At 71.9% G+C, this 20,254-nt stretch carries 12 protein-coding genes; 6 read left to right on the plus strand and 6 right to left on the minus strand.

The genetic code is table 11. From position 1 onward, the window contains the following. Positions 1-49 precede the first annotated feature (49 nt). Both QM728_RS05440 and QM728_RS05445 read right to left on the minus strand, forming a co-directional pair. On the minus strand, positions 50-799 hold the full coding sequence (locus QM728_RS05440; protein WP_415031025.1) for a trypsin-like serine protease: 750 nt from the start codon (positions 797-799) through the stop codon (positions 50-52). A 37-nt stretch (positions 800-836) separates the two neighbouring features. Continuing rightward, positions 837-1,559, minus strand: a complete 723-nt coding sequence (locus QM728_RS05445; protein WP_415031026.1) for a trypsin-like serine protease — start codon at positions 1,557-1,559, stop codon at positions 837-839. Between the two features lie 111 nt (positions 1,560-1,670). On the opposite strand from QM728_RS05445, the gene QM728_RS05450 reads away from it, so the two are divergent. Together QM728_RS05450 and QM728_RS05455 are read left to right on the plus strand one after the other, a co-directional pair. Then, positions 1,671-2,408 carry an HNH endonuclease family protein gene (locus QM728_RS05450; protein ID WP_415031027.1) on the plus strand — a complete coding sequence of 246 codons (738 nt, stop codon included), beginning with the start codon at positions 1,671-1,673 and terminating at the stop codon, positions 2,406-2,408. Beyond that, entirely contained in the window at positions 2,405-3,898 is a 1,494-nt protein-coding gene (locus QM728_RS05455) for a methyltransferase (RefSeq protein ID WP_415031028.1), read from the plus strand. Before QM728_RS05450 ends, QM728_RS05455 begins: the two co-directional genes overlap by 4 nt. Here the strand turns inward: QM728_RS05455 and opgC are convergent. Beyond that, positions 3,864-5,117 (minus strand): OpgC domain-containing protein, encoded by a 1,254-nt coding sequence (gene opgC, locus QM728_RS05460; RefSeq protein WP_415031029.1) that lies wholly within the window; start codon positions 5,115-5,117, stop codon positions 3,864-3,866. The genes QM728_RS05455 and opgC overlap by 35 nt on opposite strands. Then, positions 5,098-6,894 (minus strand): AMP-dependent synthetase/ligase, encoded by a 1,797-nt coding sequence (locus QM728_RS05465; protein ID WP_415031030.1) that lies wholly within the window; start codon positions 6,892-6,894, stop codon positions 5,098-5,100. The genes opgC and QM728_RS05465 overlap by 20 nt, the downstream gene beginning before the upstream one ends. 150 nt (positions 6,895-7,044) lie before the next feature. Between QM728_RS05465 and QM728_RS05470 the strand changes: the two genes are divergently transcribed. Both QM728_RS05470 and QM728_RS05475 read left to right on the plus strand, forming a co-directional pair. Beyond that, complete coding sequence (locus QM728_RS05470) at positions 7,045-8,778, plus strand: DEAD/DEAH box helicase (RefSeq protein ID WP_415031031.1); 1,734 nt, start codon at positions 7,045-7,047, stop codon at positions 8,776-8,778. 136 nt (positions 8,779-8,914) lie between these two features. Next, a complete protein-coding gene (locus QM728_RS05475) occupies positions 8,915-9,214 on the plus strand; it encodes a rhodanese-like domain-containing protein (protein WP_415031032.1) in 300 nt (99 codons plus the stop codon). A 19-nt stretch (positions 9,215-9,233) separates the two neighbouring features. Here the strand turns inward: QM728_RS05475 and QM728_RS05480 are convergent, their stop codons facing one another. Continuing rightward, positions 9,234-9,653 carry an HIT family protein gene (locus QM728_RS05480; RefSeq protein ID WP_415031033.1) on the minus strand — a complete coding sequence of 140 codons (420 nt, stop codon included), beginning with the start codon at positions 9,651-9,653 and terminating at the stop codon, positions 9,234-9,236. Between the two features lie 323 nt (positions 9,654-9,976). Between QM728_RS05480 and QM728_RS05485 the strand changes: the two genes are divergently transcribed. Further along, positions 9,977-19,225 carry a fatty acid synthase subunit beta domain-containing protein gene (locus tag QM728_RS05485; RefSeq protein WP_415031034.1) on the plus strand — a complete coding sequence of 3,083 codons (9,249 nt, stop codon included), beginning with the start codon at positions 9,977-9,979 and terminating at the stop codon, positions 19,223-19,225. Continuing rightward, positions 19,225-19,617 (plus strand): holo-ACP synthase, encoded by a 393-nt coding sequence (locus tag QM728_RS05490; protein ID WP_415031035.1) that lies wholly within the window; start codon positions 19,225-19,227, stop codon positions 19,615-19,617. Before QM728_RS05485 ends, QM728_RS05490 begins: the two co-directional genes overlap by 1 nt. Here QM728_RS05490 and QM728_RS05495 read toward each other — a convergent pair. Next, positions 19,614-20,249: a TetR family transcriptional regulator gene (locus QM728_RS05495; RefSeq protein WP_415031036.1), complete on the minus strand. Its 636-nt coding sequence runs from the start codon at positions 20,247-20,249 to the stop codon at positions 19,614-19,616. The two genes, QM728_RS05490 and QM728_RS05495, sit on opposite strands and share 4 nt — an antisense overlap. Positions 20,250-20,254: the final 5 nt, after the last annotated feature.

Below are 20,254 nucleotides of genomic sequence, written 5' to 3' on the forward strand. Positions count from 1 at the left end.
GGGCCGCTCTCTCACGGAGCGGCCCGGCGTTCTCGACTTCGACTGGCCGCTAGCGCAGGTTGCCCGGGACGCGGGAGACCGGCGTGTAGAAGGAGCGGATGATCGGGTTGCCCTTGGCGTCGACGGCCTGGGGGATCGACGACACGATGCCGACGACCTGGCCGCTGCCGTTGCGGACGCCGCTGCCGCTGTCGCCCGGCTGCGACTTGAACGACGTCTCGACCACGTAGGTGGACTGGTTCACCAGCAGCTGCGGCGGCGTGATCGCGCACAGGATCGACGACGAACCCGGGATGAGGTTCGGGTACGGGCACTCGACGGCCCGCAGCAGCTTCTGCCGCGGGTCGATCACGGTGCCGCGGGTGGTGCCGGTGGTGATGCCGGACTTGCTGACCGGCGAGCCCTTGGCGACGCGCGAGCTCCAGTCGATGGAGTCGACGCGGGTGCCGAGGCCGCGGATCAGCGAGATGACGCCGATGTCGGCCTTGGCGCCGATCAGGTTCGCGGTCACGGTGCCGATCTGGGCGCCGGACTTGGTGTAGATCTTGGTGCCGCGCTTGCCGCAGTGGCCCGCGGTGAGTGCGCGGCCCGAGCTGACGACGGCACCGAGGGTGCACTTGCTCGCGGTGGCGAGGACGGCCACGCCGAGGTCGGCGACCGGCTTGTTGATCCGGATCTCCATGCCCGAGTAGACCGGCGTGCCGGGGGCGGCCAGCTTGGGGGCGGCCGACGCGGGTGCGGCGGCGCCGATGGTCAGGGCGGCCGCGGCGGCGGCCGTCAGCAGTGCGGTTGAGCGCATGGGTGTCTCTCTCGTTCCTCGGTCTTGGCGGTCTGACTCAGCGCAGGTTACCCGGCACCCGCGACATCGGGGTGTAGTACGAGCGCTGCAGCGGACGGTCCTTGGAGTCGGTCGCGCCGATGGCCTTCGACGACACGATGCCGACGATCGGGCCGCCATCGCGGCGCACGCCGGCACCCGAGTCGCCCGACTCCGAGCGGAAGGTCGACTCGACCACGTAGGTGGACTGGTTGACCAGCAGGCTCGGCGGGGCGACGGCGCAGGCCAGCGCGGCCGGACCGGGGAGCGGGCACTCGATGGCCTTGATCAGCTTCGGCTGCGCGCTGACGATCGCGCCGCGGGTGGTGCCGGTGGTGGCGCCGGTCTTGCTGACGGCGGTGCCGTTGCTCACGCTCGAGCTCCAGTCGATGTTGTCGACCTTGACCCGCTGACCCGCCTTGAGCGTGATGACCGCGATGTCGGCGTTGCGGCGGATGAGGTTCGAGGTGATCGTGCCGATCTCATCGCCCTTGACGGTGTAGATCTTCTCGCCGGCCTTGCCGCAGTGACCCGCGGTGTAGGCGCGGGTGGGCGAGCCGACGGCACCGAGGGTGCACTTGGACTCGGTGACGATCGAGGTGGGACGACGGATCTCCATGCCCGAGGCGATCGTGGTGTCACCGGCGGCGGGCGCCGCCAGGGCGGGCGCGGCAACGCCCATCGACAGGGCGATGGCGGCGGCCGGCGTCAGGGCGGCGGTCAGCAGTGCGGTGGAACGCATAGGGGTGTTACCTCGTCTTTCAAGCTGATGAACGCCTTCGAACGTAGCTGCCACGGCGCGGCGAGCCAACCGCTAGACCGAGTTGACACCTTTTTGACGCATAATTTGGATGTGATTCACAGGTTCCGGATTCTGGCCGTGGCGCTCGCCGCGATGCTCCTCGCCACACTGTCGGGCTGCGGGGTGAAGGACCTCATCACCGAGCAGCTGCAGTCGGTCGCCCAGTCGGGGATGCCGTCGACGGTCAGCATCGGCCAGGGCGGCACCTACGTCGACACCGCCGGCTTGGCCAAGCTCGCCCGACTGCCGCAGAAGTACCGGCAGTCCATCAAAGGCTACGGCCGTGGCGCCTACGGGCCGCAGTGGGACGACAACGTCGACGTCCCGCTCGGCCACAACGGCTGCAACACCCGTGACGACATCCTCCACCGCGACATGACCGACGTCGTGATGCGCTGGGGCGGCTGCTTCGTGTCCACCGGAACCCTCTATGACCAGTACACGGGGCAGACGATCCACTTCGTGCGCGGCCCGGACACCTCCGGCGCCGTCGAGATCGACCACGTCGTCTCGCTCGCTAACGCGTGGACCACCGGCGCCAAGTGGTGGGACTACCCGAAGCGGCACAACTTCGCCAACGACCCGATGAACCTGCAGGCCGTCGGCCACGACATCAACGACGTCAAGGGCCCCTACGACGCCCAGGGCTTCCTGCCGCCGAACCGCGCCTACCGCTGCACCTACGTCAACCGTCAGATGGACGTGAAGCTCGCGTACGGCCTGTGGGTGACCCCGCAGGAGGCCGACGCCATCCGCGGCGTGCTGCTGAGCTGCTGGAAGCCTGCGTGACCGACCTTCCCTGCCGCGACCTCGCCCTGATCGAGACCTTCGCCACAGCGCTGCGCTCGGCGGGCTTCACCGGCGACGGAATCGCCGAACACCTCGGCACCGAGGTGTCGGCCTCGCTCACCGGCGGGGTCAGCTGGCCGGCGGTGGCCGCCGTCGCCGACGACCGCCCGCTGTCGACGCTCATCGCGGTCTTCCTGCTCGGCGAGATGCGCCCGGTCGCCGACCTGGCCGCCGCGCTGCCCGGCATCGACGTCGACGACCTCGACGCCCAGGGCATCGTCCGCATCACCTCCGGCGACGAGGTCGTCCCCGTGCTCGACGTGCGCCCCTATGCTGACGACGCCGGCGAATACCTCGTCTTCGCCGATCAGGACGCGGGCCGTCGCGCCGGGGCCCTCGCCCACGACCACGTCCTCGGTATCGGCGGCGCGTCGATCTCCCTGGCGCGCGCGGTGATCCGACGACCCGTCGCCCGCGCCCTCGACCTGGGCACCGGCTGCGGCGTGCAGGCGCTGCACCTGGGCGCGCACTGCGACCACATCGTCGCCACCGACACCAACGAGCGGGCACTGGCACTGGCCGCGGCCACCGCGCGGGCCAGCGGGCAGTCGTGGGACCTGCGGGCGGGGAGCCTGTTCGAGCCGGTCGCGGGGGAGCGGTTCGACCTGATCGTCTCCAACCCGCCGTTCGTCATCGGCACCGGCGACCAGGACTACATCTACCGCGACTCCGGCATCCCCGCCGACGGCCTGTGCGCCCGCCTCATCGGCGAACTGCCCGATCACCTCAACCCCGGCGGCGTCGCCACGATCCTCGCGAACTGGGCGGTCCGCGACCCCGAGGACTGGGCCGCGCGCCCGCGCGAGTGGCTGGCCGGCACCGGCCTGGACGCGTGGGTCGTGCAGCGCGAACTCGCCGACCCGGTCAGCTACGTCTCCCTCTGGCTCGCCGACGCCGGCGAGTCGGCGGAGAGCTCGGCTCGGCGCGGGCGCGCGTGGCTCGACTACTTCGAGCGGGAGGGCATCGTGGCCGTCGGCATGGGCGTGTTGACCCTGCGCAAGCCGGTCGACGGCACGCCGGGCTTCCAGATCATCGAGGAGATCACCGGCGCCGGGGAGGAGGTCACCGGCGACGAGGCCGCGGCCTTCCTCGACCGACAGGACTTCCTCGCCGCCCACGACGACGACGCGATTCTCGCAATGTGCCTGGCCACCATGCCGGTGGTGCTGGAGGAACAGTCGCTGCTCGGCGACGACGGTTGGCAGACCGTCGGGTCGGCGGTGCGCCGCCCGGGTGGACCGGGAGCGACGCTCGGCGTCGACGAGGTGTCCCGCGCCCTGGTCGCCGGCTGTCGCGGACAGCTGCCGCTCACCGGCCTGATCGCGCTGTTGGCCGCCCACCACGGCGTCGACACCGATGCGCTGGCCCGGCCCGCGCTGCCGGTGGTCCGCGAGGCTATCGCGCGGGGGATCCTGTACCAAGCGCGCTGACGCGGCGCACGATGATCACCGGCGCGCGGTGCAGCTTGTCGATCAGCAGCGCCCGGCGGAACTCGGCCCACGCCCAGCAGATGCCGAAGACGCCCAGCACGACCGCCGTCGCGGCCGGTGCCGAGAACGGCCGGTCCACGACGTAGATCGGGATGACGATCATCAGCAGCGCCTGGATGACGAAGGAGTCCAGGCTGCGCGCGCCGGTCATGATGAACGGCCGCAGCCAATTCCGCTTGTGCAGGTGGGGCACGATGCGGCCGAAGATCGCGTACAGCGTCAGCACGACGATCCATGACGAGAAAACCCGGCCCCAGCGGAAGTTGGTCTTGTCGCCGACCTTCGGCTCGATGTGGTGCCACGGTCCGGCCTTGAAGCTGAAGTAGAGGGCGAACCAGCCGACGGTCGCGGCCGCCAACAGCCACGGCAGCCGTCGGATCAGCCACTCGTCGATCCGATAGCGGCGCCAGTACCAGCCCAGCACCAGGGCGGGGAAGAACATGATCTGCCATCCGGCCCAGTTCTGGATCTTGCCGTCCTTGCTGTGGTGCTCGCCGAAGGCGATGGTCCACCAGTCCGACCAGTTCGGGTGGGCGATCCACTCCTTGCCGGGGGAGCTGGCGATGTAGAACCAGTCCGGGCTGTACGCGTGCGCGCTCAAGACCTGCGCCACGATGTAGAGCGCGACCGACCCGACCAGGACTGCCCAGCCGTAGCCGCGCCGCAGCACCGGCAGCAGGAGCGCGGCGATGCCCATGAACACCAGGTACATCAGCAGGATGTCCCCGCCGCCGGGCAGGTAGCGCAGCAGCGCCGACAGGCCCAGGCCCTCCCACCAGTCGTTGACCGGCCGCAGTTTGATCAGGTCCCAGAAGCCGGCCAGTCCCGCGGCCACCGCGGCCACGCAGATGACGCCCTGGCACAGGTACAGCACGACCATGCGCTTGCCCAGCCGCCGATAGGTGAAGCCCCAGCCGCGCTTGGCGATCCACCCGCCGTACACCAGCCCGAGGACCAGGCCGGACAGCAAGACGAACGCCGCCATGCCGTCCACGTACGGGTACGAGTGCGTGGGCCGACCGGTCCACGACTTGGGCCCCGCGAAGTGCGCGGCGATCATGCTCCAGATCGCGACGCCGCGGGTCGCGTCGATCGCCCAGTCGCGCCCGGTGGCGGCGTTGGTCGGCCCGGCCGATGCCTCAGGTGTAGAGGTCGGCAATTGCTTGCTTGTGCGCCTCGGTGATGACGTTGCGCTTCAGCTTGAGCGTCGGGGTCAGGCCGCCGTTCTCGACGGTGAAATCGGTGTCGAGAATGGTGAACTTCTTGATCGCCTCGGCCTTGGACACGTGCGAGTTGGCCGTGTCGACGGCGGCCTGGATCTCCTTGCGGATCTCCGGGTTCTTGGCCACGTCGGCGATCGGGGTGTCTGCGGGCAGGCCGTTGCGCTCGAGCCAGCCGGGGACGGCCTCGGGATCGAGGGTGACCAGCGCGCCGATGAACGGCTTGCCGTCGCCCACGACGAGGCACTGGCTGACCAGGGCGTTGGCGCGGATGGTGTCCTCGAGCTGGGCCGGCGAGACGTTCTTGCCGCCCGCGGTGACGAGGATTTCCTTCTTGCGGCCGGTGATCGAGAGGTAGCCGTCCTCGAGTTTGCCGAGGTCGCCGGTGTGGAACCAGCCGTCGACGATGGCGTCCTTGGTCGCCTGCGCGTTCTTCCAGTAACCGTTGAACACGACCGGGCCCTTGAGCAGGACTTCGCCGTCCTCGCCGATCGCGACGCTCATGCCCTCGATGGGACGGCCGACGCTGCCCACCTTCTGCTCGCCGGGCTTGTTGACGGTCACCGCGGCGGTGGTCTCGGTCAGGCCGTAGCCCTCGTAGATCGGGACGCCGGCGCCGCGGAAGAAGTGGCCCAGGCGCGCGCCGAGGGGGCCGCCGCCGGAGACGGCGGCCTCGCAGCGACCGCCGAGAGCGGCGCGCAGCTTGCCGTAGACCAGCTTGTCGAAGACGCCGTGCTTGAGCTTGAGTCCCAGCCCGGCGCCGCCGGTGTCCTGCGCCTCGCTCCACTCGATGGCGGTGGCGGCGGCCTTGGCGAAGATCTTGCCCTTGCCGCCGTCGATGGCCTTCTGCTCGGCCGAGTTGTAGACCTTCTCGAACACGCGCGGCACCGACAGCACGAAGTCGGGGGAGAAGGCGCCGAGCAGCTCGACGAGGTTGGTCAAGTCGCTGGTGTGGCCGACCACGACGCGGTTCTCCAGCGCGGTGATGGCGATGACGCGGGCGAACACGTGGGCCAGCGGCAGGAACAGCAGCGTCGACTTGCCGGCGCGCATCATCGTGCCGAGGGAGGCGGTGACCGCCTTCGCCTCGGACATGAAGTTGGCGTGCGACAGCACGACGCCCTTGGGCCGACCGGTGGTGCCCGAGGTGTAGATGAGGGTCGCGGCGTCCGACGCCTTGGCGGCCTTGTGGATCTTGTCGAGGTCGGCGGCCTTGGTCTTCTTGCCGCGCTTGGTCAGCTCGGCCAGCGCGCCGTCGTCGATGACGAGGGTCTCCTGGACGGTCTTGCAGCCCTTGATGACGTCGGCGTGGGTCTTCTGGTGGGCGCCGGACTCGAGGATGACCAGCGAGGTGCCTGAGTCGGACAGGATCCAGTCGACCTGGTCCGGCGACGACGAGTCGAAGATGGCGACGGTGGTCGCACCGGCGCGCCAGATCGCGTAGTCGACGACGGTCCACTCGTAGCGGGTCGACGACAGGAGCGCGACTCGGTCGCCGGGCTTGACGCCCGAGGCGATCAGGCCCTTCGCGACGGCGTCGACCTCGTCGGCGAACTGGGCGGCGGTGACGTTGACCCAGGCCCCGTTCTCGTGGCGACGGAACAGCGGCATGGCGGGGAACTTGGCCCGGTAGTCGAGCACCGTGTCGACGCAGGTCCGCGACTCGTCGATGGTGAAGTGGGCGGGGGTGGAGTATTCCTTCAAGTTCTTGCTCATGCCGTAGCTCCCAAAGCGGTGTTCGAACGCCGAATGTCTGAATTGGTCGATCCACGGTAGCAAGTCCGTGTCGCCGGTCACAGGCTGGTCCGGCCGCCCGTCGACGGATGCGGGTTTTGCGGCCGAACGGCGATAGAGTCAAGACTCATAATGACCGATTCAGCCCCCGAGTCCTTCGACGATCTGGGCCTCGACGACCGTGTTCGCCGGGCCTTCGACGACGTGGGCTATGAAACCCCGTCGCCCATCCAGGCGGCGACCATACCGCCGCTGATGTCCGGGCGCGACGTCGTCGGCCTCGCGCAGACCGGCACCGGCAAGACCGCGGCCTTCGCGGCCCCGATCCTGTCCCGCATCGACACGTCGGCGCGCAAGCCCCAGGCACTGGTCCTCGCGCCGACCCGCGAGTTGGCCCTGCAGGTCGCCGAGGCCTTCGGCCGCTACAGCACCCACATCCCCGAGCTGAAGGTCCTGCCGATCTACGGCGGCCAGAGCTACGGCGTGCAGCTGTCGGGCCTGCGCCGCGGCGCCCAGGTCATCGTCGGCACCCCCGGCCGCGTCATCGACCACCTCGACAAGGGCACCCTGGACATCTCCGAGCTCGAGTTCCTCGTCCTCGACGAGGCCGACGAGATGCTCACCATGGGCTTCGCCGAGGACGTCGAGCGCATCCTCGCCGACACCCCGGACACCAAGCAGGTCGCGCTGTTCTCGGCGACGATGCCCAAGGCCATCGGCCGCCTCGCGCAGAAGTACCTGAACGACCCGGTCGAGATCACCGTCAAGAGCAAGACGTCGACGGCGCAGAACATCACCCAGAAGTTCCTTCAGGTGTCCCACCAGCGCAAGCTCGACGCGCTTACCCGCGTGCTGGAGGTCGAGCAGTTCGACGGGATGATCGTGTTCGTCCGCACCAAGCAGGCGACCGAGGAGCTGGCCGAGAAGCTGCGTGCCCGCGGCCTTTCCGCGATGGCCATCAACGGCGACATGGTGCAGGCCCAGCGCGAGCGGACCATCAACCAGCTCAAGGACGGCTCGCTCGACATCCTCGTCGCCACCGACGTCGCCGCCCGCGGCCTCGACGTCGACCGCATCTCGCACGTCGTCAACTACGACATCCCGCACGACACCGAGTCGTACGTCCACCGCATCGGGCGCACCGGTCGCGCCGGTCGGTCGGGTACCGCGCTGCTGTTCGTCTCGCCCCGCGAGCGCCACCTGCTGCGCGCCATCGAGAAGGCCACCCGCCAGCCGCTGACCGAGATCGACCTGCCGTCGGCCGACGACGTCAACGCCCAGCGCGTGTCGCGCTTCGCCGACTCGATCACCGAGAACCTCTCCTCGCCGCACCACGGCATGTTCCGGGGCCTGATCGAGTCCTACGCCCGCGAGCACGACGTCGCGATGGCCGACATCGCCGCGGCGCTGGCCCTCGAGACCCGCGACGGCGGCTTCCTCATGGCGCCGGACCCGCCGCCGGGGGAACGCCGCGAGCGGGAGCAGCGCGAGCGCGGCCCCAAGCGCGGCGGCGGATCGTTCGCGACGTACCGGCTCGCCGTCGGCCGCAAGCACAAGGTCACCCCGGGTGCGATCGTCGGCGCGATCGCCAACGAGGGCGGCCTGACCCGCGGCGACTTCGGCAACATCAGCATCCGCGACGACTTCACGCTCGTCGAGCTGCCGGCCGACCTCGACAAGGAGACGCTGGCCTCGCTCAAGCAGACCCGGATCGGCAAGAACCGGATCGACATCCGCCCCGACCTCGGCCCGCCCCGCTCGCGCGGCGGTCGCAGCGGTCCGCCCGGCGGCGGCAAGGGCGGCTACAAGGGCGGTTACAAGGGCAAGGGGAGCCCGAAGGTCGCCGGTCGTCGCGGCGGCAAGTAAGCGGTTGTGCCCGAATCTTTGCCGCACCGGTAGCCGCATCGAGATGTGTTCTCGGCAACATTGGGAACCCGGCGCGCGTGCGCCTCGTTGAGCAGGACGAGACCCGGTGACCGGAGAAGGTGGGAGGACAGGCGAGATGCGAGAGATCACGGCGGCGCAGGCGATGGAGCAGGCGCAGCGCGGCGACACGGTGATTCTGGACGTGCGCCCGCAGATCGTCCGCCACCAGGGCAGCGTGCCCGGCGCCGTGGTCGTCGACCCGGACGCCCTCACCGGCAAGCTCAAGGCCAACCCCCGCCTGAACCCCGACGCCGAGGTCGCCGTCGTCGCGCTCAACGCGCAGACCGAGGAGATCGAGTCGCGCCTGTCCCGACTCGGTTACACCAAGCTCGCCCGCATCGCCGGCGGCTTCAAAGCGCTGCGCGACCGCTCCTGACCGGCCCGCGCCCGGGCGGCTAGGACTGGTCGAGCGCCCGGCGCAGCTTCGCCGCGGTCGCATCCGGATGCGGATCCCGGCGGACCACCAGACTCTTCGCGAACGACAGCTTGTCCCCGCGGTGGCGGGGGATCACGTGCAGGTGCGTGTGGAACACCGTCTGCATCGCCGCCCGGCCGTCGTTCACCACCAGGTTGACGCCGTCGACGTCGAGCGCCGTGCGCATCGCGATCGCCACCTTCTGGCCGACGGCGAACATCTTCTCGCCGTCGGCCGGCGCCAGGTCGCGCAGGCCGCGCGAGTGGTTGCGCGGGATCACCAGGGTGTGCCCCGGCTTGACCGGGCGGATGTCGAGGAAGGCGATGACGTCGTCGTCGGCGTAGACCTGCCGCGACGGGGCGGTGCCGGCGACGATGTCGCAGAAGATGCAGTCGGACATGGCCGGACCATACCCGGGTCGGCCGCCCGCGACATCCACTCCCGACAAAGATAACGATTCAATAACGAACCGACGTTGTCGCAGGTGAGAGCGTTGCACACCGACGGCAGTGACCTGAGCAGCGTGTTTGCCGGGCGGTTGTGAAGCAGGTCACGCGGCCGAAAAAGTTACTCGTGGGACTACTGGCGGGTATACCGACGGGTCACCCCAAAACATGAGGGATGCCTCATTTTGCCGTGTCAGGATGGTTGTCGAATCCCCCGCGACGACGCGGTCGGGAGCCAGACCCCCGCAGTACCGCGCAAGCACCAAGGAGCACACCTGTGAGCATCGACTCCGGCCGCATCTCGTCCACCCACCGCGGCGCCCCCGGCGCCGGCGACTCCCTCATCGACCGGATCGCCACCGGCGGCACCTATGCCCTGGCTTTCGGCGGACAGGGCACGCCGTGGCTGCCGACGCTGGCCGAGCTGGTCGTCGACGCCGAGCTGGGCCGCCACCTGGAGCAGGTCGTGACCGCCGCCGACAGTCTGCTCGCCCCGGTCTCCGCCGAGCTGGCGATGGCCGCACCCGACGGCTTCGATCCGCTGCACTGGGTCGACCTCTTCGACGCCGCCGACGCGCTCGCCGACGATGGCGCGGCCGACCGACTGCCCGACGACGGCGCCCAGGCGGCCGCCGTGGCGTCGATCCCCGGCATCCTCCTGGCCCAGCTGGCCGCGCTCGCCTCGCTGCGCAAGCAGGGCCTGGACACCGACGCCTTCCCGCCGACCAGCGTCGTCGGCCACTCGCAGGGCTGCCTCGCCGTCGACGCCGTCCCGGTGGGGGAGAACGTCGCCGACCGCCCCGGCGAGGGCGCCATGGTCGCACTGGCCCGCCTGATCGGCGCCGCCGCGTCCGTCACCGCCGCCCGTCGCGGTCTCGGCGCGGGGGCCGCCGGATCGCCGATGCTGTCGGTCGCGGGCGTCGTGCCCGCCCGGATCGACGAGATCGTCGCCGACTACCGCGCCGAGCACGCCACCGGCGAGCGCGGCCTGCCCGTCGTCGCGCTGCGCAACGGCCGTCGCAGCGTCGTCCTCGCCGGTGCGCCGAGCCACCTGGCCGCACTGCAGGCCCGCTGCGAGCAGATCGCCGAGACCGAGGCCGCCGAGCGCAAGGACAAGCTCACCGGCGGCGCACCGTTCGCGCCGACCTTCGACGCCCTCGCCGTATCGGTGGCCTTCCACCACCCGGAGATGGCCGACGCCGTCGACCTCGTCGAGGACTGGGCGCGCCGCTGTGGCCTGGACACCGCGTGGGCGCGCCGCCAGGCGACCGCCCTGCTGGTCGACCCGGTCGACTGGACCTCGATCGTCGCCGAGGTCATCGCCGACGGATCCAAGTGGATCCTCGACCTAGGCCCGTCGGACACCGTGACCCGCCTGAGCTCGTCGCTCATCCGCGGCACCGGCGTCGGCCTGATCCCCGCCGCGCTGCGCGGCGGCCAGCGCAACCTGTTCGCCCCCGGCGGCGTCCCCGAGATCGCCCACCCGTGGGAGCGGTTCGCCCCGCAGCTCGCCGAGCTGCCCGACGGCCGCCGCGTCGTCGACACCGCATTCACCCGGCTCACCGGGCGCTCGCCGATGCTGCTCGCCGGCATGACCCCGACGACCGTCGACCCCGCGATCGTCGCGGCGGCGGCCAACGCCGGCCACTGGGCCGAGCTCGCGGGCGGCGGCCAGGTCACCGAGGAGATCTTCGCCGACAACGTCGCGCGCCTCACCGAGCTGCTCGAGCCCGGCCGCCAGGCGCAGTTCAACGCCCTGTTCCTCGATCCGTACCTGTGGAAGCTGCAGCTCGGCGGCAAGCGCCTCGTCCAGAAGGCCCGCGCGCAGGGCGCCCCGATCGACGGCGTCATCGTCACCGCCGGCATCCCAGAGCTCGAGGACGCCGTCGCCCTCGTCGACGAGCTCGTCGAGGCCGGTCTGCACTACGTCGCCTTCAAGCCCGGCACCGTGGCGCAGATCCGCGACGTCGTCCGCATCGCGGCCGAGGTCCCGCACCACCCGGTGATCGTCCAGATCGAGGGTGGCCGCGCCGGCGGGCACCACTCCTGGGAGGACCTCGACGACCTGCTGCTCGCGACCTACGCCGAGCTGCGCGACCGCGCGAACGTCGTCATCTGCGTCGGCGGCGGCATCGGCACCCCCGAGCGCGCCGCGGAGTACCTGTCGGGCCGCTGGGCGCTGGCCCACGACTTCCCGCTGATGCCGCTCGACGGCGTCCTGGTCGGCACCGCCGCCATGGCGACCGCCGAGGCCACCACCAGCCCGGAGGTCAAGCGGCTGCTGGTCGATACAGCCGGCTGCGACGAGTGGATCGGCGCCGGTCACGCCGCCGCCGGCATGGCCTCCGGGCGCAGCCAGCTCGGCGCCGACATCCACGAGGTCGACAACAGCGCCTCGCGCTGCGGCCGCATCCTCGACGAGGTCGCCGGTGACGCCGACGCCGTCGCCGCCCGTCGCGACGAGATCATCGAGGCCCTCGCCGCCACCGCCAAGCCCTACTTCGGCGACGTCGCCACCATGACCTACGAGCAGTGGCTGCGCCGCTACGCCGCCCTGGCCGTCGGGGAGCGCGGCGCCGAACTGCCGTGGGCCGACGTCACCTGGGAGCAGCGCTTCACCGACATGCTGCGGCGCGCCGAGGCACGCCTGCACGAGGCCGACCGCGGCGCCATCGACAGCATCTTCGACGGCGACGACCAGGCCGGCGCCCATGCCCGCGTTGACCGCCTCGTCGAGGTCTACCCGGCCGCCGCCGTCGACATCCTGCACCCCGCCGACGTCGCCTTCTTCCTGGAGCAGTGCAAGTCGCCGGGCAAGCCGGTCAACTTCGTGCCCGTCGTCGACGGCGATGTGCGCCGCTGGTGGCGCAGCGACTCACTGTGGCAGGCCCACGACCCGCGCTACGGCGCCGACGAGGTGTGCGTGATCCCCGGCCCCGTCGCGGTCGCCGGCATCACCCGCGTCGACGAGCCGGTGGGCGAGCTGCTCGACCGCTTCGAGGGCGCCCTCGTCGACGAGCTCGTCGCGTCCGGCGAGCGCCCCGTCGCCGTGGATTCGCGCCGCCGCGTGCGCGCCGCCACCGCCGGGCCGCTGGCCGCCATCCTCGCCGCCGCAGACGCCCAGTGGGCCGGACGCATCGTCCCCAGCCCCGTGGCGCGCCTCGGTCACCCCGACCGCTGGGAGATCGTCGACGAGAACCTCGCCGAGCACGCCCCGTCGGGCGCCGAACTGCGCCGCGCCGGGAAGTCCCGCTTCGACCTGGTGGTCCCCATCGGCGCCACGACCACGACCATCCCGCTGACCGTCACCGACTCCCTCGTCGACGGCGGCGCGCCACTGGTCGGCCTGGCCGACGCCGGCAGCGCGATGAGCGAGATCGTCGAGGTCGCCGCCGGTGGCAGCCTCACCGTCACCGCCGCGGACGCGACGACCGGCGGGCTCACCGCCCGCTCGAGGATCGCGTGGGACCCCGACCTCGCCGCCGACCACCGCGGCGTCACCGCGGCGACCCTGCCGTCGGCGCTGGCCCCCGAGCCCGGCGCCGTCGTGCCCGACGCCCTCGTCGGCCTCACCTGGCCGTCGGTGTTCGCGCTGATCGGCGCCGCCCGCACCGACGACGGCACCCCCGTCGTCGAGGGCCTGCTGGACCTGGTCCACCTCGACCACGCCATCGCCGTCGCCGCGCCCACCCCCGCCGAGCGCGCCGAGCTGGCCGTCACGGCGACCCTGCGCGGGGTCACCGACACCTCCGTCGGCCGCGTGCTCGAGGTCGACGCCGAGGTCGCCCACGGCGACACGGTGATCGCCACGCTGACCGAGCGCTTCGCGATTCGCGGTCGCCTCGGCGACGTCGAGCTCACCGATCCGGTGCGCGCCGGCGCGGCGGTGTCCGACGAGCGCGACGCCACCCGCAGGTTCGAGCGCGCGGCCACCATCACCGCGCCGCGCGACATGACCGGCTTCGCGCTGGTCTCCGGCGACCACAACCCGATCCACACCGACGCCAACGCCGCCGCGCTCGCCGGCCTGGGCGCCCCGATCGTCCACGGCATGTGGCTGTCGGCCGCAGCCCAACAGGTCGTCACCGCCCGCGACACCCGCCGCGGTGGGGCCCCGCGCCCGATCGAGGGCTGGACCATCCGCTTCCTCGGCATGGTCCGCCTGGGCGATCAGGTCGACGTCCGCGTCGACCGCGTCGGCCTCGACGCCGGCCGCGAGGTCGTCGAGGTCACCATGAAGGTCGACGGCGAGCTCGTCGCCGCCGCCACCGCGCTGCTGGCCGCGCCGCTCACCGTGTACGCCTTCCCCGGCCAGGGCATCCAGAGCCAGGGCATGGGCCTGGACGCCCGCGCCCGCTCGGCGGCGGCGCGCGAGATCTGGGACCGCGCCGACGCGCACACCCGCGAGGCCCTCGGCTTCTCGATCCTGGCCGTCGTCCGCGACAACCCGACGACGCTCGTCGCGAACGGCACCACCTACCACCACCCCGACGGCGTGCTGTTCCTGACGCAGTTCACCCAGGTCGCGATGGCCACGCTCGGCGTCGCGCAGGTGGCCGAGCTGCGCGAGGCCGGCGGCTTCGTCGAGGGCGCGATCACCGCCGGGCACTCCGTCGGCGAGTACAACGCGCTGGCCGCGTGCGCCGGCGTGCTGCCGCTGGAGGCCGTCCTGGAGGTCGTGTTCCAGCGCGGCGAGGCGATGCACCACCTGGTGCCGCGCGACGCCAAGGGCAATAGCGACTACCGCATGGCCGCGATCCGGCCGAGCCAGTTCGGCCTCGCCGACGACGACGTCGACGCCTTCGTCGCCGAGGTCGGCGAGCAGGCCGGCGAGTTCCTGGAGGTCGTGAACCTCAACCTGCGCGGCTCGCAGTACGCGATCGCCGGCACCGTCGCCGGCCTGCGCGCACTGGAGGCCGAGATCGAGCGCCGCGTCGCCGCCCACGGCGGCAAGCGCGCCTTCATCCTGGTGCCCGGCATCGACGTGCCGTTCCACTCCACCGTGCTGCGCGAGGGCGTGCCCGCCTTCCGCGAGCGCCTGGACGACCTGCTGCCCGAGCACGTCGACCCGGAGATCCTGGTCGGCCGGTACATCCCGAACCTCGTGCCGCGCCTGTTCAACCTGAGCCGCGAGTTCGTCACCGAGATCGCCGAGCTCGTCCCGTCCGAGCCGCTCGACGAGGTCCTCGCCGACTTCGACGCGTGGGCCGCCCGGCCCGCCGAGCTGGCGCGCGTGGTGCTGATCGAGCTGCTGGCCTGGCAGTTCGCCAGCCCGGTGCGCTGGATCGAGACGCAGGACCTGCTGTTCGGCCCGACGAGCCAGGGCGGCCTCAACGTCGGCCGCTTCGTCGAGGTCGGCGTGAAGTCGGCGCCGACGCTGTCCGGCATCGCCGGCAACACCCTCAAGCTCGACCGCTTCGCCGCCGCCGACGCCGAGGTGCTCAACGTCGAGCGCGACACCGCCGTGCTGCTGTCCACCGACGAGGGCGCCGAGCCCGAACCGGAAGTCGATGAGGTGCCGGCCGAGGCGACCCCGGCGGAGGCGGAGCCCGCAGCCGCCGCGCCCGCAGCCCCGGCCCCCGCCACCTCGGCGGGCCCGCGACCGGACGACCTGTCCTTCGCGCCCGCCGACGCGGTCCGCGCGGTCATCGCGCAGTGGACCAAGATCCGTCCCGAGCAGATCGGTGCCGTCGACACGATCGAGGCGCTGTGCGACGGCGTCTCCTCGCGCCGCAACCAACTGCTGCTCGACATCGGCGCCGAGCTGGCGCTGGGCGCGATCGACGGCGCCGCCGAAGCGCCGCTGACCGCGCTGAGCGAGTCGGTCAACACCCTCGCCCGCGGCTACCGCCCGCTGGGGCCGGTCCTGACCGACGCCGTCGGCGACCAGCTGCGCCGCATCACCGGTCCGCTGGGCAAGCGCCCGACGTACCTGGCCGAGCGCATCGCCGACGTGTGGCAGCTCGGTCCCGGCTGGGCCACCCACGTGTCGGTCGCCGTCGCCCTGGGCACCCGGGAGGGCGATAGCGTCCGCGGCGGAGCCCTCGGCGACCTCGCCGACGGGCCGATCGCCAACCTGGCCGCCTTCGACGCCGTCATCGACGCCGCGGTGCAGGCCGTCGGCGCCGCGCAGGGCGTCGCCGTCGCACTGCCCGCCACCGGTGGCGAGGCCGGCGGGACCGTCGACGCCGCCGCGCTCGGCGACTTCGCCGAGCAGGTCACCGGCTCCACCGGGGTGCTGGCCACCGCCGCGCGCACGGTGCTGCGCCAGCTGGGTCTCGACGAGGCGGCAGGGTTCGACCCCGCCGTCGACGAGGATGCCGCCCAGCTCGCCGAGCTGGTGTCGGCCGAGCTCGGCAAGGACTGGGCGCGCACCGTCGCACCCGCCTTCGATGACCGTCGGGCCGTGCTGATCGACGACAGGTGGGCCAGCGCCCGCACCGATCTGGCCGAGCTGTGGCTCACCGACGACCTCGACGCCGACGTCGCCGAGCGCTTCCGCGGCGCCGGGCAGACCATCGCCCAGCACGCCGCGTGGTGGCAGGGCAAGGCCAAGGCGCACAAGCGTCGCACCCACGCCAAGGCTTACGGCGAGATCGCCAAGGCCGCCGCCGACGAGACGCCCGGCGTCTTCGCCGACGACATCGCGATCGTCACCGGCGCCGCCGACGGTTCCATCGCCGGCGCCGTCGTGGCCGGGCTGCTGCGCGGCGGCGCCACCGTCATCGCGACGGCGTCGCGGCTGAGCGGTGAGCGCCTGGACTTCTACAAGAAGCTCTACCGGGACAACGCACGCCACGGCGCGACGCTGTGGGCGGTGCCGGCGAACCTGGCCAGCTACGCCGACGTCGACGCGCTGGTTGAGTGGATCGGCGAGGAGCAGTCGCAGTCGATGGGCGGCATGACCGAGCTGATCAAGCCCGCCATGCGCCCGACGCTGCTGTTCCCGTTCGCCGCGCCGCGCGTGGCCGGCGACCTCACCGACGCCGGCGCGCGTGCCGAGGCGGAGATGAAGGTGCTGCTGTGGTCGGTCGAGCGCATGATCGGCGGGCTCTCCGGCCTGCACGCCGACCACAACCTCGACGCCCGTCTGCACGTCGTGCTGCCGGGCTCGCCCAATCGCGGCATGTTCGGCGGCGACGGGGCCTACGGCGAGGCGAAGGCGGCGCTCGACGCCGTCGTGTCCCGCTGGTCAGCCGAGTCGTCGTGGGGCGCGCGGACCACGCTCGCCCACGCGCTGATCGGCTGGGTGCGCGGCACCGGGCTGATGGGCCACAACGACCCGATGGTCGAGGCCGTCGAAGCCGCCGGCGTGCGCACCTGGAGCACCGACGAGATGGCGGCCGAGCTGCTGTCGCTGTGCACGCCCGAGCAGCGCGCCGCCGCCCAGGACGCGCCGCTGCAGGCCGACCTGACCGCCGGGCTGGACCCGTCGATCGATCTCTCGGCACTCGCCGCAGCCGCCCAAACCGAGTCGGAGCGCAGCGACGACGAGGAAGCAGTGGACGCCGTCGACACAGACGCCACCGCCCTCGCCGCCCTCCCGCACCCGGCGCGCGCCCCGCAGGACGCGCCCGTCGAGTGGGGCGACATCGACGCCAAGCCCGAGGACCTCGTGGTCATCGTCGGCGCGGGGGAGCTCGGGCCGTACGGCTCGTCGCGCACCCGCTTCGAGATGGAGGTCTCCGGCGAGCTGTCGGCGGCCGGCGTCGCCGAGCTCGCCTGGAGCACCGGGATGATCACGTGGGAGGAGAACCCGAAGCCGGGCTGGTACGACGCCGAGACCGGCGACGCGGTCGCCGAGGAGGAGATCGCCGATCGGTACCACGACGCGGTGGTGGAGCGCTGCGGCATCCGCCGCTACGCCGACGACGGCGACATGGTCGACAACTCCTCGCCGCTGCTGGAGTCGGTCTACCTCGATGAGGACCTGACCTTCACCGTGGCGTCGGAGGAGGCCGCGCGCACCTTCGTCGCCGCCGATCCGGAGCACACCCGGATCAGCGCGGTCCCCGACACCGGCGAGTTCACCGTGACCCGCCTGGCGGGCACCGAGATCCGCGTGCCGCGCCGCTTCGAGCTGAGTCGCACCGTCGGCGGGCAGATCCCCACCGGCTTCGACCCGGTGCGCTGGGGCATCACCCCGGACATGGCGAGCTCGATCGACCGCGTGGCGCTGTGGAACCTGGTCGCGACCGTCGACGCGTTCCTGTCCAGCGGGTTCACGCCCGAGGAGCTGATGCGCTGGGTCCACCCGACGCACGTCGCCAACACCCAGGGCACCGGCATGGGCGGCATGGCCTCCATGCGCTCGCTCTACCTGGGCACCGTGCTCGGCGAGGCCAAGGCCAACGACGTGCTGCAGGAAGCCCTGCCGAACGTGGTCGCGGCCCACGTCGTGCAGTCCTACATCGGCAGCTACGGCTCGATGATCCACCCGGTTGCCGCCTGTGCCACGGCCGCGGTGTCGGTGGAGGAGGGCGCCGACAAGATCCGCCTCGGCAAGGCGCTGTTCGCCGTCGCCGGCGGCTTCGATGACCTCGGCATCGAGGGCATCGTCGGGTTCGCCGACATGTCGGCGACAGCGGATTCGCAGGCGATGGCCGACCGCGGCATCGACGAGCGCCACTTCTCGCGGGCCAACGACCGTCGGCGCGGCGGCTTCGTCGAGTCCCAGGGCGGCGGCACCGTGCTGCTCGCCCGCGGCGACGTGGCCGCGCAGCTGGGCCTGCCGGTCCTCGGCGTCGTCGCGTTCGCGCAGAGCTTCGGCGACGGCGTGCACACGTCGATCCCGGCGCCCGGCATCGGCGCGCTTGGCGCGGCCCGCGGCGAGGCGCAGTCCCCGCTCGCGACGTCGCTGCGCGCCCTCGGCTGCACCGCCGACGACGTGGCCGTCGTGTCCAAGCACGACACGTCGACCAAGGCCAACGACCCCAACGAGTCGAAGCTGCACGAGCACCTCGCCGCCGCCATCGGCCGCAGCGACGGCAACCCGCTGTTCGTCGTCTCGCAGAAGTCGCTGACCGGTCACGCCAAGGGCGGCGCCGCCGCGTTCCAGCTGATCGGCCTGTGCCAGGTGCTGCGCTCGGGCGTCATCCCGCCCAACCGCAGCCTGGACTGCGTCGACGACGCGCTCGCCGACTACGAGCACCTCGTGTGGCCGACGGCGCGCCCGCTGCAGATGGGCGGCAAGTTCGGGCTGAAGGCGGGTCTGCTGACCTCGCTGGGCTTCGGCCACGTTTCCGGCCTGATCGCCGTCGTGCACCCCGAGGCGTTCATCGCCGCGCTGCCCGCCGGTGAGCGGGAGGCCTACCGGGCCCGGTGCGCCGAGCGGCTGCGCGACGGCCAGCAGCGACTGCTGTCGGCCATGTGCGGCGGCGATGCCGCCTACCAGCGCCCGTCGGGCCGTCGCTTCACCGAGGGCGCGGACCACGAGACCGAGTCGGCGCGGGAGGCCGCGCTGCTCGTCGACGCCGATGCCCGCCTGGATGCCGACGGCGCCTACCGCGCCGGCTGCAGCCTCTGATGGGCGTCCTCGGGGTGGGGCTCGACCTGGTGTCGATCCCCGAGTTCGCCGAGCAGATGTCGCGCCCGGGCACCCGGTTCGCCGAGGCGTTCACCGCCGGTGAGCGCCGCGACGCCGGGGCCGGCACGGGTGACGTCGACCGCCACCTCGCAGCGCGCTGGGCGGCCAAGGAGGCCGTCATCAAGGCGTGGTCGGTGAGCCGGTTCGCCCGGCGACCGGCGCTGCCGATGATCGTGCACAGCGACATCGAGGTCGTCACCGACAACTGGGGTCGTCCGGCGATCCGGTTGTCGGGTGCGATCGCGGAGTTCCTCGGCGACGCGCGCGTCCACGTCTCGCTCACGCACGACGGCGACACCGCCGGCGCGGTCGCGATCCTCGAAGAGGATTAGTCCGCGAGCTTGTCCTGCTCGCGCAGCAGATAGGCGCCGAGCATCCGCTTGAGCTCGACGACCGTCGCGCCGCGGTCCTGGCCCTCCTGGACCGAGAAGCTCAGCGCCGAATAGGCGGTGTGGACCAACAGACGCGCCATCGTCTTGCGCCGTTCGCGCTGGTTCGGGATGAGCGGGGCGAGGATGTGCTCGACCTGTTCGGCCAGCGCCTGTTCGTTGAGCACGGCCGTGGCCCGCGTGGCCGGGGTGGACTGCACGGCCAGCCACACGGCTCGTCGCGACGGATCGTGCTGCCAGAGCGCGGCCAGGTGGTCGAGGAAGCGCTCGGTCAGCTCCGGCCAGTCCAGCGACGGGATGGACGAGCCGAGTTCGGCGAGCTCGGCCTGCACGGCGACGGTGTCCTGGCGGTCCAGCTCGCACACGATCACGTACTTGTTGGCGAAGAACTGGTACAGCGTGCCGATCGGCACCTCGGCGCGGGCGGCGATCTCTTCGCAGGTCATCGCCTCGAAGCCGACGTCGGTGAGCAGTTCGCGGGCGACGGCGAGCATCGTCTCGAACTTGCGCCGACTGCGCTCCTGGCTGGGCCGGCGCCGGGGGACCAGCGGCGTCGTCGACGTCGGGTCGCCCACCGGTC

Origin of the sequence: Gordonia sp. (in: high G+C Gram-positive bacteria), from assembly GCF_047602025.1 — a bacterium.
Taxonomy (GTDB): Bacteria; Actinomycetota; Actinomycetes; order Mycobacteriales; family Mycobacteriaceae; genus Gordonia.

Bases quoted from the DNA above. Each gene is read 5' to 3' on its own strand.
- QM728_RS05440 (WP_415031025.1), bottom strand. From the start codon at position 799: ATGCGCTCAACCGCACTGCTGACGGCCGCCGCCGCGGCCGCCCTGACC.
- QM728_RS05445 (WP_415031026.1), bottom strand. From the start codon at position 1,559: ATGCGTTCCACCGCACTGCTGACCGCCGCCCTGACGCCGGCCGCCGCC.
- QM728_RS05465 (WP_415031030.1), bottom strand. From the start codon at position 6,894: ATGAGCAAGAACTTGAAGGAATACTCCACCCCCGCCCACTTCACCATC.
- QM728_RS05470 (WP_415031031.1), top strand. From the start codon at position 7,045: ATGACCGATTCAGCCCCCGAGTCCTTCGACGATCTGGGCCTCGACGAC.
- QM728_RS05475 (WP_415031032.1), top strand. From the start codon at position 8,915: ATGCGAGAGATCACGGCGGCGCAGGCGATGGAGCAGGCGCAGCGCGGC.
- QM728_RS05480 (WP_415031033.1), bottom strand. From the start codon at position 9,653: ATGTCCGACTGCATCTTCTGCGACATCGTCGCCGGCACCGCCCCGTCG.
- QM728_RS05490 (WP_415031035.1), top strand. From the start codon at position 19,225: ATGGGCGTCCTCGGGGTGGGGCTCGACCTGGTGTCGATCCCCGAGTTC.